The sequence below is a fragment of the Tardiphaga sp. OK245 genome (assembly GCF_900108575.1).
Taxonomy (GTDB): domain Bacteria; phylum Pseudomonadota; class Alphaproteobacteria; order Rhizobiales; family Xanthobacteraceae; genus Tardiphaga; species Tardiphaga robiniae.
This window is the reverse complement of sequence record NZ_FNWZ01000004.1, coordinates 124,233-141,964: the sequence shown is the minus strand read 5'-3', so window position 1 is coordinate 141,964 and position 17,732 is coordinate 124,233. Positions and strand designations below refer to the sequence as shown.

Below are 17,732 nucleotides of genomic sequence, written 5' to 3'. Positions count from 1 at the left end.
TGCCCGGAAGAACGGTCCCGGGGACAGAAATCGCCGCGGTGGCGCGCCGTGAGGCGTTGCGCGGTTGCAGCTTGCCGGCGTTCCGGTGGAGCGGATCGCGATAAAACCACCCTTTGCGCCTCACGGCGCGCCGCCACCCCTCATGTTTCGAGGGGCACTGCTCACACCTCGGACGCGCAAGCGCCGCGAGAATGCGAGAGCGTGGCTGTTTGACAAGCACATCCTGCGACTTGCAAAGCGCTACTTCGCTCCGACCTTCTTGCCGCGATACATCAGATGCACCGCGCAGTTACATCCCGGCGGATGGGTCGCGAGTTCGTCATTGGCAGGCGCGGGTACGGCGACCGGCGCAGGCTCGGCACCCGGAATGTAGTTCAGCACCGGCGCCAGCCAACGTTCCACCTCGGCCACGCTCATGTTCTTGCGCGCGGCATATTCCTCGACCTGATCGCGCTCGATCTTGCCGACGCCGAAATAATAGCTCTCGGGATGGCTGAAATAGAGCCCGGACACTGACGAGCCCGGCCACATGGCGTAGCTTTCGGTGAGTGTTACGCCCGCAGTGTTCTCCGCATCGAGCAATTTGAAGATCGTCGCCTTCTCGGTGTGATCGGGCTGTGCGGGATAGCCGGGAGCAGGGCGGATGCCCTGATACTTCTCCAGGATCAGGTCGTCAGTCGAGATGTTCTCGTCCGGCGCATAGGCCCAGAACTCCTTGCGCACGCGCTCATGCATGCGTTCTGCAAAGGCTTCGGCGAGACGGTCGGCCAGTGCCTTGCACAGGATCGACGAATAGTCGTCATTCGCATTCTTGAAGCGGTCGGCGATGATGTCCTCGCCGATGCCCGCTGTGACGACGAAGCCGCCCATATAATCCGGCACATTCGAGGTCTTCGGCGCGATGAAGTCGGAGAGCGCGGCGTTGAAGCGACCCTCGCGCTTTTCGAGCTGCTGGCGTAACGTGTAGAGCGTCGCGATCTCAGTTGTGCGTGTGTCATCGGCATAGAGGCGGATGTCGTCGCCCACGGCGTTGGCCGGCCAGAAGCCGATGGTTGCCTTCGCCGTGAACCACTTCTCCTCGACGATCTGCTTGAGCATCTTCTGCGCATCGGCATAGAGCGACGTCGCGACTTCGCCGACCACGCTGTCGGTGAGGATGCCGGGGAAACGGCCGGACAGTTCCCAGGTCTGGAAGAACGGCGTCCAGTCGATATAGGCAGCAAGCTCTTCGAGCGAATAATCGCTGAAAGTCCGGATGCCCAGGAAGGTCGGCTTGCGCACCGTCTTGCTGAAGTCCGCGACATGCGCATTGGCGCGCGCTGCGATGAGCGAGAGGCGCTTCTTGTCCTGCTGGGCGCGGAAATGTGCCGCAGAGATCTTCGCATAATCGGCGCGCACCTCGGCCGCATAGGCGACGCTCTTCTCAGGCGACAGCAGCGACGAGGCGACGCCCACGGCGCGGCTGGCGTCGTTGACATGCACAACGGCGCCAGCGCGGTAGTTCGGATCAATCTTTACCGCGGTATGCACACGGCTGGTCGTCGCGCCGCCGATCAGCAGCGGCATCTTCAGACCCTGCCGTTCCATCTCGCCGGCCAAAAATGTCATCTCATCGAGCGACGGCGTGATCAGGCCTGACAGGCCGATAATGTCGGCGCCTTCGGCCTTGGCGGTGTCGATGATCTTCGAGGCCGGCACCATGACGCCGAGATCGATGACCTCGAAATTGTTGCACTGGAGCACGATGCCGACAATGTTCTTGCCGATGTCGTGGACATCGCCCTTCACGGTCGCGAGCACGATCTTGCCGGCATTCTTGCGGCCGTCGCCGGTGATCCCTGCGGCGAGATTGTCGGCCTTCTCCTGCTCCATGAACGGCATCAGGTAAGCCACCGCCTGCTTCATCACGCGGGCCGACTTCACCACCTGCGGCAGGAACATCTTGCCGTCGCCGAACAGGTCGCCGACGATATTCATGCCGGCCATCAGCGGGCCCTCGATGACATGCAGCGGTCGTGCCACGGTCAGGCGCGCGGCTTCGGTGTCCTCGTCGATATATTGGGTGATGCCGTGCACCAGCGCGTGGCTCAGCCGCTTCTCCACCGGCCATTCGCGCCAGGTGAGGTCCTGTTCCTTGGCCTGCTTGGTCTGGCCGCGGAATTTCTCGGCGAGTTCGAGCAGCCGTTCCGAGGCGCCGGGATCGCGGTTGAGGATGACGTCCTCGCAGACCTGGCGCAGTTCGGGATCGATGTCGTCATAGACGATCATCTGGCCGGCATTGACGATGCCCATATCCATGCCCGCCTTGATGGCGTGATACAGGAACACCGAATGCATCGCCTCGCGTACCGGCTCGTTGCCGCGGAACGAGAAGGACAAGTTGGAGACGCCGCCGGAAATATGCGCATGCGGCAGGTTCTGGCGGATCCAGCGTGTCGCTTCGATGAAGTCGACGCCGTAATTGTTGTGCTCTTCGAGGCCGGTCGCGATGGCGAAAATGTTTGGATCGAAGATGATGTCTTCCGGCGGGAAGTTCAGCTCTTTGACCAGAATGTCGTAGGCGCGTTTGCAGATCTCGGTCTTGCGCGCGAACGTGTCGGCCTGGCCGACCTCGTCGAAGGCCATGACGACCACGGCGGCGCCATGGCGCTGCGCGATCTTGGCCTCATGGATGAACTTCTCCACGCCTTCCTTCATCGAGATCGAATTGACGATCGGCTTGCCCTGAACGCATTTAAGGCCGGCTTCGATGACGTTGAATTTCGACGAGTCGACCATCACCGGCACGCGGGCGATGTCCGGCTCGGAGGCGACCAGATGGAGGAACTCGACCATCGCCGCTTCGGAATCCAGCAGGCCTTCGTCCATATTGACGTCGATGACCTGCGCGCCGTTCTCGACCTGGTCGCGCGCCACTTGCAGCGCGGCGGTGTAGTCGCCGGCGGTGATCAGCTTGCGGAATTTAGCCGAGCCGGTGACGTTGGTGCGCTCGCCGACATTGACGAAGGGAATCGCCGAGGTCAGTTCGAACGGCTCCAGACCTGACAGGCGGAGGAGCGGTGCGATCTCCGGCACGACGCGCGGCTTGTGCGGCGCGACGGCCTTGGCGATGGCCGCGATATGATCCGGCGTGGTGCCGCAGCAGCCGCCGACCACATTGACGAGGCCGCTGGCAGCGAACTCGCCGATCAGCCCCGCCATGAATTCCGGGCTCTCGTCATACTGGCCGAATTCGTTGGGCAGGCCGGCATTCGGATAGGCGCAGACGAGGGTATCGGCGACGCGGCCGATATCGGCGATATGCGCGCGCAGGTCTTCGGCGCCGAGGGCGCAGTTGAAGCCGATGGTGGCGGGTCTGGCGTGCTTCACCGAATTCCAGAACGCTTCCGGCATCTGGCCGGACAGCAGGCGTCCGGACTTGTCGGTGATGGTTCCGGAGATCATCACGGGCACGTCGATGCCGCGCGCCTCGCAGATTTCGGCAATGGCATAGAGCGCCGCCTTGGCGTTCAGCGTGTCGAAGATGGTCTCGACCAGCAGGAGATCGGCGCCGCCGTCGAGCAAGCCGTTGATCTGCTCGCTATAGGCGATGCGCAGATCGTCGAAGGTCACCGCACGATAGCCGGGATTGGCGACATCCGGTGAGATCGAGGCGGTGCGGTTGGTCGGGCCGATGGCGCCGGCGACGAAGCGTGGCTTGCCGTCCTCGGCAGCGACGGTGATCGCGGCGTTCTTGGCGAGGCGCGCGCCTTCGCGGCTCATTTCATAGGCGATGTCCTGCAGGTCGTAATCGGCCTGCGCGATCGAGGTCGAGGAGAAGGTGTTGGTGGCGACGATGTCGGCACCGGCGCGCAGATATTGCGCGTGGATGTCCTCGATGGCGTCGGCCTGCGTCAGGATCAACAGGTCGTTGTTGCCGCGGAGGTCGCGGTGGAAATTCTTGTAGCGCTCACCGCGGAATGCGGCCTCGTCGAATTGCAGACCCTGGATCATGGTGCCCATGGCACCGTCGAGCACGAGAATGCGCTCGGCAGCGGCGGCAAGCAGTTCGGTACGCTTCGGCGAAACGGGTACGGACATGAGATCAGGCAGCTTTCTGCGCGCCGTTCGGCCGGAAGCCCAACAGGTGACTAATGGCGAAAACGAGATCGGCGCGGTTCATCGTGTAGAAATGGAAGTCACTGACGCCCTGTTTGGCGAGCTTCTGCACCTGGCCGGCGGCGACGGTGGTCGCTACCAGTTTGCGTGTCTCGGCATCGTTATCGAGGCCGTCGAACTTGGCGGCGAGCCAGTCGGGCACCGTGGTGCCGGCGCGGGTGACGAAAGCTCTCGCCTGCTTGAAATTATGCATCGGCATGATGCCGGGCAGCACCGGGATATCGATGCCGCGGGCGCGGACCTTGTCGAGGTAGCGGAAATACAGGTCGTTATCGAAGAACACCTGGGTGATGGCGCGGGTCGCGCCGGCATCGACTTTGGCCTTCAGCGTATCGATGTCAGCATCGAAGTCGGCGCTCTCGGGATGCTTCTCCGGATAGGCGGAGACGGTGACGTCGATATCGGGATAGCGGTTGCGGATGCTGGCGACCAGATCGGCGGAGGTCTTGTAACCGTCGGGGTGCGGTATATATTCCGTACCGATGCCCGTGGTCGGATCGCCGCGCAGGGCCACGATGTGGCGGACGCCGGCCTCATGATAGCGGGTCACGACATCGTCGATTTCGCTTTTCGGCGCGCCGACGCAGGTCAGGTGCGCCGCCGGGGTGAGGGCGGTCTCCTTGAGCAGACGGACGATGGTGGCGTGGGTGCGCTCGCGCGTCGACCCACCGGCGCCATAGGTCACCGACACGAAGGACGGGGTCAGCGGCGCCAGGCGCTCAATGGTGTCCCACAGGGTGCGGTCCATCTCCTCGGTCTTCGGCGGGAAGAACTCGAAGGAGATATTGGGAAGCTTGGTGGGGGTGGCCGGGTTGATCTCGGTCATCGCGTCGAACTCCACCGCATGAAGCGGTACCGGTTGTCTCTGGCGCCAAGCCCGGGGGACTTTGGCTGCACTGCACAAAGATAGGCTATGGTCGGTGACTGAAATAGCCCATCTGGAGCGGTTTTAGGGTGGGAATTGGCCCAACTAAGGGCAGATATCTCGCGTAATTTCCCTCGTTGGAATATAAGTGGGCAGCGCAGGTTTCCCGCAAAACTACCAGAATATGGCTTCAAATAGCCAATCGAGCCACTTCGATCTATAGACAGTGTATGTGGGCAGATGTCGTGTAATTATTCTTATATCATAATTCGTCCCACGAGAGGCGACCCTTGCTGCGATTGGCGTTTGGGGGAGGCGTTGGTGGCCCAAAACGCTCTTTGCCCTCTCCGGCGCAGGCACTAGCTTGGCGCCATGATCCCATTGTCCATTCTCGACCTCTCGGTCGTCACGTCAGGCACGCCGCCCGCGGGCGCGCTCCGTAACAGCATCGATCTGGCCAAACATGCCGATCGCCTCGGCTATGTCCGCTACTGGCTGGCCGAGCATCACAATCTGGCGTCGGTCGCGAGCCCGGCACCGGAGATCATGATCGGGCAGATCGCGGCGGTAACGCAGCATATCCGGGTCGGCTCCGGCGGTGTGATGCTGCCGAACCATGCGCCGCTGATGGTGGCCGAGCGCTTCAAGATGCTGGAGGCGCTGTTTCCCGGCCGGATCGATCTCGGCCTTGGCCGTGCGCCGGGCACTGATGGCGCCACAGCCTATGCGCTGCGCAACCGTCTTGCCGGCCGCGAGGGCGATGATTTCCTTGAGCGACTGAGCGAGCTGGTGCTGTGGGAGACGCGGCAATTCCCGGAAGGTCATCCCTATAACCACGTTGTGGCGATGCCGAATGACGTGCCACTGCCGCCGCTCTGGCTGCTCGGGTCCAGCGACTACAGTTCGGATCTCGCTGCGCAGGTCGGCATGGGCTTCGCTTTCGCCCACCATTTTGCATCCCACGACGCCGCCGACGCGATGGTGCACTACCGCGCGCGCTTCAAGTCCTCCAGCTGGCGGCAAGCACCGCATGCGATTCTCGCTGTCGCAGTGATTTGTGCGGAGACGGATGCCGAGGCCGAGCGGCTGGCGTCGTCAGCCGACCTCAATCGCCTTCGTCGTGACCGCGGCGAATACGCGCCGCTGCCGAGCGTCGAAGAGGCGCTGGCCTATCCTTATAGCGACAGCGAAAAGATGAAGATCGCGCGCAATCGTTCACGGCTGTTCGTCGGCAGTCCGTCAACAGTCTTGGAAAAGCTGCAGCCGCTCATCAGCGAATGCCAGGCCGATGAGTTGATGGTCATTACCGCGATGTATGATCATGAGGCGCGGAAGCGGTCCTATGATCTGTTGGCGGATGTATTTCAATTGCAGAGAGCAGCAGCCTAGGCGCAGCGAGGTTAGCGAGCGCCGCGACAATGGGAGGGGATGATGGCGCCTCTGGTAACACCTCGTGGCCTTGGCGAAGTTGTTCTGCGTGTCAGCGATATGCCGCGGGCGGTCAGTTTCTATCGAGATGTCCTTGGTCTCAGTGTGCTGCGCGCCTTCGACGATCGGATCGTGTTTCTCAAGGTGGAGGATGGCTTTGAAGGCCATCACCGTATTATCGGCCTTTTCAGGGCCGATCAGCCGTCCAATCGTGACGATACGAAATGGTCCGCTCCCGATTTGCGGGCACCCACTCTGCATCACCTTGCGCTAGAGATTGCGTTATCGGACTATCAGCCTGCTCTCGATGCCCTGACGAAGGCGGGTTTCAAGCCGAACACCTACGAACACCGATGGATCGGTTGGCGCTCCATTTACGTCACCGATCCGGACGGCAATATCGTCGAGTTGGTTGCGGTGGATGCGTCAATTTGCGAGGCGTCGTAAAGTTTCGAGAGGCAATGTCGGGATCGGGACTACCGAAACGTCCTTGGATCGGCGCCGTCACCACACGAGGTAAAACCTATGCTCTATGCAATTCTGGCCTATCACGTCGAAGACGTCGTCGTGTCCTGGACGGCCGACGAAGACACTGCGGTGATGGCCAATCTTCATGAGCTTCATGAGAAGCTGACGGCCGACGGCCGGATGGGGCCGGCTGCGCGGCTGGGCGGCACCAAGGGTGCATTCACATTGCGCGGACCCGGCGCTGGCGTGGTCATCGACGGCCCCTTTGCCGAGACCAAGGAGCAGTTGCTCGGCTTCTATGTCGTCGATTGTGCGACCCGTGAGGACGCCGTCGCAACCGCGCGCGATCTGCGCCGCGTCAATCCGACTGCGGTCTATGAAATCCGTCCGGTTCAGCTATTTCTGCCCGGATCGCCCATGGCGGCGACGCATGCGCTGACCGATCACGTCCGGCCGGCGTCGTCCTGAACCTGCCGGTTACGAGGTCGGTTCGCCGAAGGTCGCGCGGAAAGGATGCGCCGGATAGACGCCGACGATCCTGAATTCGCGTGAGAAGAACTTCAGCTCTTCGAGCGCGAAAGCGAGGTTGCGGTCATCCGGATGACCGTCGACATCGGCGTAGAACTGCGTGGCGAAGAACTCGCCGTCGACCATGTAGCTTTCCAGCTTGGTCATGTTGACGCCGTTGGTGGCGAAGCCGCCGAGTGCCTTGTAGAGCGCCGCAGGAAGGTTGCGGACACGGAAAACAAAACTCGTGACCAGCGGTTCGGAGCCCTGCGGCGCCCATTTGGCGTCCTTGGAAAGGATGACGAAACGCGTGGTGTTGTGATCCTCGTCCTCGACGTCCTCGGCGAGAATTTCGAGCCCGTAGATATCTGCCGCGAGCCGCGAGGCCAGCGAGGCGCAGCTCTTGTCGCCGCGTTCGGCAATCGCGCGGGCCGAGCCGGCGGTGTCGGCGGCGACGATGGCCTTGATGCCGAGCTTGCGAATGATGCGGCGGCACTGGCCGAGTGCATGGACGTGGCTTTCCACCGTCTTGATGTCGGTGAGCTTCGCACCGGGCAGCGCCATCATCTGGTGGTGAATGGGCAGAAACCACTCACCGACGATATGCAGGCCTGACTGCGGCAGCAGATGATGGATGTCGGCGACGCGGCCGGCGATCGAGTTCTCGATCGGGATCATGCCTAGATCGGCCTCGCCCGAGGTGATCGCGGCCAGCGCGTCCTCGAAGGTGGCGCAGGGCAGCGGCTCGGCATTCGGAAACGCCTCGACGATGGCGATATGGGAATTGGCGCCGGGCTCGCCCTGGAATGCGATCTTCATGATCTGATTTTTGGGAATGGTCATGGCGGGCCTTGTATCAGTCACTCAGGTTTTTGCCAGTAGCCGGCGGGCGGTTTCGAGATCCGCGGGCGTATCGACGCCGAGCGGGACGCTATCGACGATGGCGGCGTCGATCCGCATGCCGGCTTCCAGTGCGCGGAGCTGTTCGAGCTTTTCGCGCAGCTCCAGCGTCGACGGCGCGAGTTTGACGAAGCCTTCGAGCGCGGCGCGCCGATAGGCATAAAGCCCGATGTGATGGTAGCGGGGCCCGTCGCCATAGGGCGCCGTGGCGCGGGTGAAATACAGCGCACGCAGCCTGTCGGGTCCGGCTGGCGAGCCGATCAGCTTCACCACGCTCGGATTGGTATGTTCGTCATCCTTGTGGATCTCGGTCGCCAGGGTCGCGATGTCGACCGCGGGGTCGTCGAGCAGGCGGACCGCGGCGCTTATGTCGCCCGGCGGAATAGTGGGCAGGTCGCCCTGGACGTTGACGATGGTCTGGACGTGTCCGGCCGGGTCCAGTTTGCACAGGGCCTCAAATATCCGGTCGGACCCCGACGGATGGTCCGGGGAGGTCATGACCGCCTCGAAACCGTGGGCTTTAACGGCGTCCGCGATGTCGGCCGTATCGGTGGCGATGGCGACACGGCCCAGACCGGCCTCTTTGGCGCGTCGCGCCACATGCACGATCATCGGCAGCCCGCCAATATCGAGCAGCGGCTTGCCGGGCAGGCGGGTGGCCGCCATCCGGGCGGGAATGAGCACCAGGGTGCGTGTGTCTGTCATGTCAAAATCGGCTTGGATTCCAGTGATCTTCCCCCCGAAAAGTATGATGCACATCAAAGGGCGCGGCGTTTATACGGGTTGCCAGAGGATGGGCAAACCGTTATCTCAAAACGGCAGGCCTGAGGGCCGCAGGAACGTGATTCCTGAGTGTGTCGAGGCCGTTGGAGCGGCCTTCCAATGACCTAAAACGGCGTGGGGCTTTTCGACTATGGACTCCTTCGAACTCAACAAGATTATGGGCGCCATTCTCGGCACTTGCCTGGTTCTGATGGTGACGAATTTCACCGCCCAGGCCGTGTTTTCACCGAAGCATATGGAAAAGCCCGGCTTTGATATCGCCGTGAAGGAAGAGGCTGCCGGTGGTGCCAAGGCTGCTGCCGCGCCGTCCGAACCGATCGAGAAGCTGCTGCAGACCGCTTCGGTCGAGAAGGGCTCAACCGCAGCCAAGAAGTGCGCTGCCTGCCATACATTCGAAAAGGGTGGCCCGAACCGCGTTGGCCCGAACCTGTTCGGCGTCGTCAATGAGAAGGTGGGCGAAGGCAAGGCCGGGTTTAACTTCTCGGCGGGCATGAAGGCCAAGGGCGGCACCTGGACCTTCGAGGAGCTGAACAAGTTCATCGCCAATCCGAAGGGCACCGTACCGGGCACGGCCATGGGCTTCGCCGGCATTCAAAAGGATAGCGAGCGCGCCGACGTGATCGCCTATCTGGCAACTCTCGCCGATAAGCCGGTGCCGCTGCCCACTGCAGCGAAATGAGGACGGTGTCGTAACGCTGTTCCTTGGTAATTTATCATCGATTAAACGGCCAGGCTCAGCCTGGCCGTTTTCGTATCTGCATTACCAAAGCTTAAGCGGGACGTTTGGCCGCAACGCGTTAGGATGCAACCAGCGTGACGGGTGGTATCCTGCGGAAAAGCCGGCATAATCGGTCGAACCCTCGCCTTATATGACCGTTCTAATAGACTGCTTCGGTTCACAGGATTCAGCACATTGACGATTTCCCGACGCCGCCTTCTCCAGACCAGCGCCTTCGCCGCACTTACCCCTGTCATCGGTGGTGCCGGCAGCCTCTCCGTGATCGATGCAGCAAGTGCCCAGTCTACGGCTAAAGGTGCAGAATGGCGCCACGCGCTGTCCCTGTTCGGGGAGATCAAGTATCCGGCGGAGTTCAAGCGCTTCGACTACGTCAATCCGGAAGCGCCTAAGGGCGGTACCGTCCGCCAGATCGCCATCGGCACCTTCGACAATTTCAACATCGCGGTGGCCGGCGTGAAGGGCAACATCGCCGGTGCCGTCGGACTGATCTACGAGTCCCTTACGACAGGATCGCTGGACGAGGTCTCGACCGAATATGGTCTGCTGGCCGAAGCCGTCAGCCATCCCGAGGATTACTCCTGGGTGTCCTATCGGTTGCGGGCGAATGCCAAGTGGCATGATGGCAAGCCGGTGACCCCGGAGGATGTGATCTTCTCGCTGGAGTCCTTCAAGAAATATCACCCGCAATATTCTGCCTATTACCGCCATGTGGTGAAGGCCGAGAAGGTCGGCGAGCGTGAGATCAAGTTCACCTTCGATGCGCCCGGCAATCGCGAATTGCCGCAGATCGTCGGCCAGCTCACCGTGCTGCCCAAGCACTGGTGGGAGGGCACGAACGCTTCCGGCGCCAAGCGCGACATCGGCAGCACCACGCTGGAGGTGCCGCTCGGCAGCGCCGCCTACCGCATCAAGGATTTCGTGCCGGGCCGTTCGGTGTCGGTGGAGCGCGTGAAAGACTATTGGGGCCGCGACCTCAACGTGAATGTCGGTCGCAATAATTTCGATGAGCTGCGCTACGAGTATTTCCGTGACGGCACCGTCGCGCTCGAAGCCTTCAAGGGCGATCAGGTCGATTGGCGCACCGAGAACAGCGCCAAGAACTGGGCGACGGCCTATGACTTTCCTGCAGTTGCCGAGAAGCGCGTTATCCTCGAAGAATTCCTCAACCGCTCGTCGGGCATCATGCAGGGCTTCGCGCTCAACATCCGCCGCGACAAGTTCAAGGATCCGCGCGTTCGCCGCGCGCTGAATTATGCGTTCGACTTCGAGGAGATGAACAAGCAGATCTTCTTCGGCCAGTACAAGCGCATCTCCAGCTATTTCGACGGCACCGAACTGGCATCGTCGGGTCTGCCGGAAGGCAAGGAGCTGGAGATTCTGGAGACGGTGCGCGCCGAAGTGCCGCCGGAGGTTTTCACCAAGCCCTATACGAATCCGGTCGGTGGCAGTGCTGAAAATGTGCGCGGCAATCTTCGCGAAGCGCTGCAACTGTTCAAGGAAGCGGGCTACGAAGTCCGTGATCGCAAACTGGTCAATGCCAAGACCGGTGCGCCGTTTGAGCTGGAATTGCTCGGCGAGGATCCCTCTTTCGAGCGCGTGATGCTGTTCTTCAAGCCGTCGCTGGAACGTCTCGGCATCGGCGTGTCGGTCCGCACCATCGATGCCACGCAATATGAGAACCGGCTGCGGACCTGGGATTTTGACATCGTCGTGTCGTCCTGGCCGGAGTCGCTGTCACCCGGTAACGAGCAGCGTGAATTCTGGGGCTCGCAGGCTGCCGATATGGCCGGCTCACGCAACATCGTCGGCATCAAGAATCCTGCGATCGACAAGCTGATCGATCGCGTGATCTTCACCAAGGACCGCAACGATCTCGTCGCTGCGACCAAGGCGCTGGATCGTGTGCTGCTGTGGAATAACTTCGTGGTGCCGCAATGGACTTACAACAAGGTCCGCACGGCGCGCTGGGATCGCTTCGGTCGTCCGCCCGAGCCGCCGAAATACGGGCAGTCGGGTTTCCCCGCCATCTGGTGGTACGACGCCGACAAGGCCGCCAAGATCGGCAAGCGCTCTTGAGGAGCACATCGCGCATGGCGCAGCTCAATCGTCGGCACGTGCTGGGTCTCGGGATCGGCGCTATCGCGGCGTCACGCTTCAGCCCCGCTTTGGCACAGGCGCCGAGCGAAGCCCACGGTATCTCCGCCTTTGGCGATCTGAAATATCCGGCCGATTTTCCGAATTTCGACTACGTCAACGTCAAGGCGCCGAAGGGCGGCGCCTTCTCGACGGTGCCGTCGAGCCGTGCATTCAACCAGTCGTTCCAGACCTTCAATTCGCTGAACGCCTATGTTCTGAAGGGCGACGGCGCGCAGGGCATGGGCATGACCTTCGCCCCGCTGATGGTGCGCGCGGGCGACGAGGCAGACGCGATGTACGGGCTGGTCGCGAAGTCCGTGCAGATCTCCGCCGATGGCCTGACTTATCGTTTTACGCTGAGGCCGGAAGCTCGCTTCCACGACGGTAGCAAGCTCACTGCACGCGATGCGGCATTCTCATTGACGGCCCTCAAGACCAAGGGCCATCCCATCATCACGCAGCAGATGCGCGACATGGTGAAGGCCGAGGCTGTGGACGACCTGACGCTGGTGGTGACATTCGCCGAGAAACGCGGCCGCGATGTGCCGTTGTTCGTGGCAGGCATGCCGATTTTCTCGCAGGCCTATTACGATAAGCGCGCATTCGATGAGACGTCGCTGGAGACGCCGCTCGGCAGCGGTCCCTACAAGGTCGGGCGCTTCGAAGTCGGGCGCTATATCGAATTCGATCGTGTGAAGGACTGGTGGGCCGCGGACCTTCCGGTCAATCGCGGCAGCTATAATTTCGATACAGTGCGGTTCGATTTCTATCGCGACCGCGACGTGGCCTTCGAAGGTTTCACCGGCCGCAGTTATCTGTATCGCGAGGAGTTCACCTCGCGCATCTGGAACACGCGCTACGATTTCCCGGCGGTGAAGGATGGCCGGGTCAAACAGGAGATGCTGCCCGACGATACACCGTCCGGCGCGCAGGGCTGGTTCCTCAACACACGCCGCGCCAAGTTCAAGGATCCGCGCGTGCGCGAGGCGCTGGGCAATGCATTCGATTTCGAATGGACCAACAAGACCATCATGTATGGCGCCTATGTGCGCACGGTGTCGCCGTTCCAGAACTCTGACCTGATGGCGACCGGCGCGCCGTCGCCGGAAGAGATCGCATTGCTGGAGCCATTCCGCGACAAGGTGCCAGCCGAGGTTTTCGGAGCGCCCTATCTGCCACCGACATCGGATGGATCAGGTCAGGACCGTGCGCTGCTGCGCAAGGCCATCCAGCTCCTGAACGACGCAGGTTGCGCAATGAAGGACGGCAAGCGCATGACGGCGCAGGGTGAGCCGTTCAAGATCGAGTTCCTGCTCGATGAGCCTGCTTTCCAGGCGCATCACATGCCCTATATCAAGAATCTCGGCACGCTGGGCATCGAGGCCAGTGTACGTCTCGTCGATCCCGTGCAATTCCGCGCACGCCGCGACGATTTCGATTTCGATGCAGCCATTGAGCGCTTCAGCTTTTCCACCATTCCCGGCGATTCCCTGCGTTCGTTCTTCTCGATGCAGTCGGCAGTCACCAAGGGCTCGAATAATCTCGCCGGCATTTCCGATCCCGTCGTCGATGCGCTGATGAACGAAGTCATCGCCGCCGATACGCGCCCCAAGCTGGTCTTCGCGGCGCGGGCGCTGGATCGTGTCATCCGCGCCGGCCGCTACTGGGTGCCGCAATGGTACTCCGCCTCGCATCGCGTGGCCTATTGGGATGTGTTCGGCCATCCCGCAAATCTGCCGAAATATATCGGCGTCGGTGCCCCCGATCTGTGGTGGGCGTCCGTAAAACCGTCAAGCGAGCAGGCCAAATAGCATGGGCGCATATATTGCACGGCGCGTGCTGCTGATGTTTCCCACGCTGCTGGGAATCCTGTTCGTGTCCTTTGTCGTGGTGCAATTTGCGCCCGGTGGTCCCGTCGAACGCGTGATCGCGCAACTCAGCGGCGCCGATACAGGCGCGTCGCGCGTTTCCGGTTCATCTGGTGGTGACTTCGGTAACCGTGCGCAGCCGGGCGCCGCAGGCGATGCGGTGAACTCGAAATATCGCGGCGCGCAGGGGCTCGATCCGGATTTCGTCAAGAGCCTGGAAAAGCAGTTCGGCTTCGACAAGCCTGCGCCGGAACGTTTCGCGCTGATGCTGTGGAACTTCGCCCGCTTCGATTTCGGCAAGAGTTACTTCCGTGACACGACAGTGCTGCAACTGATCAAGGAGAAGCTGCCGGTCTCGATGTCGCTCGGCATCTGGATGATGCTAATCACCTACCTGATCTCGATCCCGCTCGGCATCCGCAAGGCGGTGCAGGACGGCTCGCGCTTCGACACCTGGACCTCGGCCGTCATCATTGTCGGTTTCGCCATCCCCGGCTTCCTGTTCGCGATCCTGCTGATCATCCTGTTTTCCGGCGGATCGTTCTGGAGCATCTTCCCGCTGCGCGGCCTGACTTCGGACGGCTGGAGCCAGTTCCCGTGGTACTGGAAGATCATCGATTATTTCTGGCACATGACGCTGCCACTGATCTCGATGGTGCTCGGTGCCTTCGCCACCATGACGCTACTGACCAAGAACTCGTTCCTCGATGAAATCCGCAAGCAATATGTGATGACCGCGCGCGCCAAGGGCTGCAATGAGCGGCAGGTGCTCTACAATCACATTTTCCGTAACGCCATGCTGATCGTCATCGCCGGTTTCCCGGGCGCGTTCATTCACGCGTTCTTCTCGGGCTCGCTGCTGATCGAAACCATCTTCTCGCTCGACGGCCTCGGTCTCCTCGGCTTCGAGAGCGTGCTCAACCGCGATTATCCCGTGGTGTTCGGCACGCTGTTTATCTTTTCGCTGGTCGGTCTTGTCGTGAACCTCCTGTCCGATCTGGCCTATATGTGGATCGATCCGCGGATCGACTTTGAGGCGCGAGAAGTCTGATGACCATCACCGCGCCCGTGCCCGTCGAAACCACCACGCTGTCGCCGCTCGGCGAAGCCGTGCCGCCGTCGCGTCACCCGCTCGGCATTTCGCCGCTCAACCAGCGTCGCTGGCAGAACTTCAAGTCCAATCGCCGTGGCTACTGGTCGTTCTGGATTTTCTTGTTCCTGTTCTTCATCTCGCTGTTTGCCGAGGTGATCGCCAATGACCGACCGTTCTTCATCAAGTTTGACGGCAAGATGTATTTCCCGGCTTTCGTCACCTATTCGGAAACGACTTTTGGCGGTGATTTCGAGACGGCCGCCGATTATCGCGACCCGTTCCTGCAAAAGCTGATCGCCGAGAAGAACGGCACCATCCTCTGGCCGCTGATCCGCTATTCCTACGATACCCACAATCTCGATCTACCGACGCCAGCTCCCTCGAAGCCGACCTGGATGCTCACCGAGGAACAGTGCAAGCCGGTGGTCGAAAAGAAGGGCCTCAAGAGCTGCCGCGACCTCGAATATAACTGGCTCGGCACCGACGATCAGGGCCGCGATGTCGTCGCGCGGCTGATCTACGGCTTCCGCATCTCGGTGCTATTCGGTCTCGCGCTTACCATCGTCTCGTCGATAATTGGCATCGCGGCAGGCGGTGTGCAGGGCTATTTCGGTGGCTGGGTCGATCTCGCTTTCCAGCGCTTCATCGAGATCTGGAGTGCGATCCCGTCACTCTATCTGCTGCTGATCCTGTCGTCGGTATTGGTGCCCGGCTTCTTCGTGCTGCTCGGCATCCTGCTGCTGTTTTCATGGGTATCGCTGGTCGGTCTCGTGCGCGCGGAATTCCTGCGCGGCCGCAACTTCGAATACATCATGGCGGCGCGGGCGCTCGGCGTGTCCAACGCCAAGATCATGATCCGGCATCTGCTGCCGAACGCGATGGTCGCGACGATGACTTTCCTGCCGTTTATCGTCTCGTCCTCGGTGATGACGCTGACTGCGCTGGATTTCCTCGGCTTCGGCCTGCCGCCGGGCTCGCCGTCGCTCGGCGAGCTGTTGTCGCAGGGCAAGGCCAATGTGCAGGCGCCGTGGCTCGGCTTCACCGGCTTCTTCGCGGTGGCGATCATGCTGTCACTGTTGATTTTCATCGGCGAGGGCGTCCGCGATGCCTTCGATCCGCGCAAGACGTTCAGATAGGGCCGCAGCATGGATGCCATCAACCAGCCGCTGCTTGATGTGCGCGATCTCTCTGTCGCGTTTCACCATGGCGGCAATACATCGGTCGCGGTCGACAGAGTGTCGTTCGAGATCAAGCGCGGCGAATGCGTTGCACTTGTGGGCGAGTCCGGCTCGGGAAAATCCGTCAGCGCAATGTCGATCCTGCGGCTGCTGCCTTATCCAACAGCGTCGCATCCATCCGGCCATATCCGTTTCAAGGGCCATGAGCTTCTGAGCATGTCGGAGCGCGAGATCCGCGGCATCCGCGGCAACGATATCTCGATCATCTTCCAGGAGCCCATGACCTCGCTGAACCCGCTGCACACCATCGGTGCGCAGATCGGCGAGATCCTGCAGCTCCATAACGGCATCCGCGGCAGCAAGGCGCGCGAACGAACGCTGGAATTGCTGACGCAAGTCGGCATTCCCGACCCGGAAACACGCCTCGCCAGCTATCCGCATCAATTGTCGGGTGGTCAGCGCCAGCGCGTGATGATTGCGATGGCGTTGGCCAATGAGCCGGATCTGTTGATCGCTGATGAGCCAACCACCGCGCTGGACGTCACGGTGCAGGCGCAGATCCTTGCACTGCTCGCCGATATCCGGCAGCGGCTCGGGATGAGCCTCCTCTTCATCACCCACGACCTCGGCATTGTCCGCCGTATCGCCGACACCGTCTGCGTCATGAACAATGGCAAGATCGTCGAGCAGGGGCCGGTGGAGCAGGTGTTCACGTCGCCGCAGCATGCCTACACCAAGGCGCTGCTCGCAGCCGAGCCGAAGCCTGATCCTGCGCCGCCGCGGCCGGAAGCGCCGGTGGTGATGTCGACGGACGGTCTCAAGGTCTGGTTCCCGATCAAGCGAGGCTTGCTGCGCAAGACGGTGGGCCATGTAAAAGCGGTGGACGGCGTCAGCCTGCAAGTGCGGCAGGGCGAGACGCTGGGCGTCGTCGGTGAGTCCGGCTCGGGCAAAACGACGTTAGGGCTCGCGCTGCTGCGGCTGATTTCCTCGCAGGGGCCGATCGTGTTCCTCAGCAGGGACATTCAGCGTTTGCAGTTCAAGGACATGCGGCCGATCCGGCGCGACATGCAGATCGTGTTTCAGGATCCATTCGGGGCGCTGTCGCCGCGTATGTCAGTTGGCGATATCGTCGCCGAAGGGCTCAGCGTGCATCAGCCTTCCCTCTCGTCGGAGGATCGTGAGACGCGTGTTGTCAAGGCGCTGCAGGATGTCGGGCTCGATCCCAAGACGCGGTTCCGCTATCCGCATGAGTTCTCCGGCGGCCAGCGCCAACGCATCAGCATCGCGCGCGCAGCCGTGCTGGAGCCGAGCTTCGTCGTTCTGGACGAGCCGACCAGCGCGCTCGACATGTTGTTCCAGGCGCAGATGGTGGACCTCCTGCGCGAGCTGCAGCGCAAGCGCGATCTCACTTATCTGTTCATCTCGCATGACCTGCGCGTGGTCGCGTCACTGGCCAGCCATCTCATCGTGATGCGCCATGGCAAGGTGGTCGAGGAAGGGCCGGCGGCCGAGCTGTTCAAGAATCCGAAGACCGACTACACCCGCGCGCTGTTTGCCGCAGCGTTCAGGATCGAAACGGCACCGGGCGGGGATGCTGCGCAGTAGGATA

13 protein-coding genes are annotated in these 17,732 nt (G+C 61.6%); 9 read left to right on the top strand and 4 right to left on the bottom strand.

Features of this window, described 5'->3' with window-relative positions; all coding sequences use genetic code 11:
- Window positions 1-240: 240 nt before the first annotated feature.
- Both metH and metF read right to left on the bottom strand, forming a co-directional pair.
- Complete coding sequence (gene metH / locus BLW80_RS19245) at window positions 241-4,080, bottom strand: methionine synthase (RefSeq protein WP_093759240.1); 3,840 nt, start codon at window positions 4,078-4,080, stop codon at window positions 241-243.
- Window positions 4,081-4,084: 4 nt separating this feature from the next.
- Window positions 4,085-4,984: a methylenetetrahydrofolate reductase [NAD(P)H] gene (gene metF / locus BLW80_RS19240; protein ID WP_093759958.1), complete on the bottom strand. Its 900-nt coding sequence runs from the start codon at window positions 4,982-4,984 to the stop codon at window positions 4,085-4,087.
- Window positions 4,985-5,395: 411 nt separating this feature from the next.
- Here metF and BLW80_RS19235 point away from each other — a divergent pair, with 411 nt between their 5' ends.
- The 3 genes from BLW80_RS19235 (at window position 5,396) to BLW80_RS19225 (ending at window position 7,387) form a co-directional block, all read left to right on the top strand.
- Entirely contained in the window at window positions 5,396-6,412 is a 1,017-nt protein-coding gene (locus BLW80_RS19235) for an LLM class flavin-dependent oxidoreductase (RefSeq protein ID WP_093759239.1), read from the top strand.
- A 42-nt stretch (window positions 6,413-6,454) separates the two neighbouring features.
- Window positions 6,455-6,898: a VOC family protein gene (locus BLW80_RS19230; RefSeq protein WP_170849736.1), complete on the top strand. Its 444-nt coding sequence runs from the start codon at window positions 6,455-6,457 to the stop codon at window positions 6,896-6,898.
- A 78-nt stretch (window positions 6,899-6,976) separates the two neighbouring features.
- Window positions 6,977-7,387 (top strand): YciI family protein, encoded by a 411-nt coding sequence (locus BLW80_RS19225; RefSeq protein ID WP_093759237.1) that lies wholly within the window; start codon window positions 6,977-6,979, stop codon window positions 7,385-7,387.
- 9 nt (window positions 7,388-7,396) lie between these two features.
- Here BLW80_RS19225 and BLW80_RS19220 read toward each other — a convergent pair whose 3' ends face one another.
- Both BLW80_RS19220 and BLW80_RS19215 read right to left on the bottom strand, forming a co-directional pair.
- Window positions 7,397-8,245, bottom strand: a complete 849-nt coding sequence (locus BLW80_RS19220) for a prephenate dehydratase (RefSeq protein WP_068736325.1) — start codon at window positions 8,243-8,245, stop codon at window positions 7,397-7,399.
- 45 nt (window positions 8,246-8,290) lie between these two features.
- The gene (locus BLW80_RS19215; protein WP_089261562.1) at window positions 8,291-9,031 is read right to left on the bottom strand and encodes a 3-deoxy-manno-octulosonate cytidylyltransferase; all 741 of its coding nucleotides are present in this window, start codon (window positions 9,029-9,031) and stop codon (window positions 8,291-8,293) included.
- Between the two features lie 208 nt (window positions 9,032-9,239).
- Here BLW80_RS19215 and BLW80_RS19210 point away from each other — a divergent pair, with 208 nt between their 5' ends.
- From BLW80_RS19210 to BLW80_RS19185, 6 genes are all read left to right on the top strand, one after another.
- Complete coding sequence (locus tag BLW80_RS19210; RefSeq protein ID WP_068736206.1) at window positions 9,240-9,788, top strand: c-type cytochrome; 549 nt, start codon at window positions 9,240-9,242, stop codon at window positions 9,786-9,788.
- Between the two features lie 234 nt (window positions 9,789-10,022).
- The gene (locus tag BLW80_RS19205; RefSeq protein ID WP_093759236.1) at window positions 10,023-11,924 is read left to right on the top strand and encodes an extracellular solute-binding protein; all 1,902 of its coding nucleotides are present in this window, start codon (window positions 10,023-10,025) and stop codon (window positions 11,922-11,924) included.
- Between the two features lie 14 nt (window positions 11,925-11,938).
- The gene (locus BLW80_RS19200; protein ID WP_093759235.1) at window positions 11,939-13,795 is read left to right on the top strand and encodes an extracellular solute-binding protein; all 1,857 of its coding nucleotides are present in this window, start codon (window positions 11,939-11,941) and stop codon (window positions 13,793-13,795) included.
- A gap of 1 nt (window position 13,796) precedes the next feature.
- Entirely contained in the window at window positions 13,797-14,903 is a 1,107-nt protein-coding gene (locus BLW80_RS19195) for a microcin C ABC transporter permease YejB (RefSeq protein WP_068736211.1), read from the top strand.
- Entirely contained in the window at window positions 14,903-16,081 is a 1,179-nt protein-coding gene (locus tag BLW80_RS19190; RefSeq protein ID WP_089261556.1) for an ABC transporter permease, read from the top strand. The genes BLW80_RS19195 and BLW80_RS19190 overlap by 1 nt, the downstream gene beginning before the upstream one ends.
- A gap of 9 nt (window positions 16,082-16,090) precedes the next feature.
- Window positions 16,091-17,728, top strand: a complete 1,638-nt coding sequence (locus tag BLW80_RS19185) for an ABC transporter ATP-binding protein (protein ID WP_093759234.1) — start codon at window positions 16,091-16,093, stop codon at window positions 17,726-17,728.
- Window positions 17,729-17,732 lie beyond the last annotated feature (4 nt).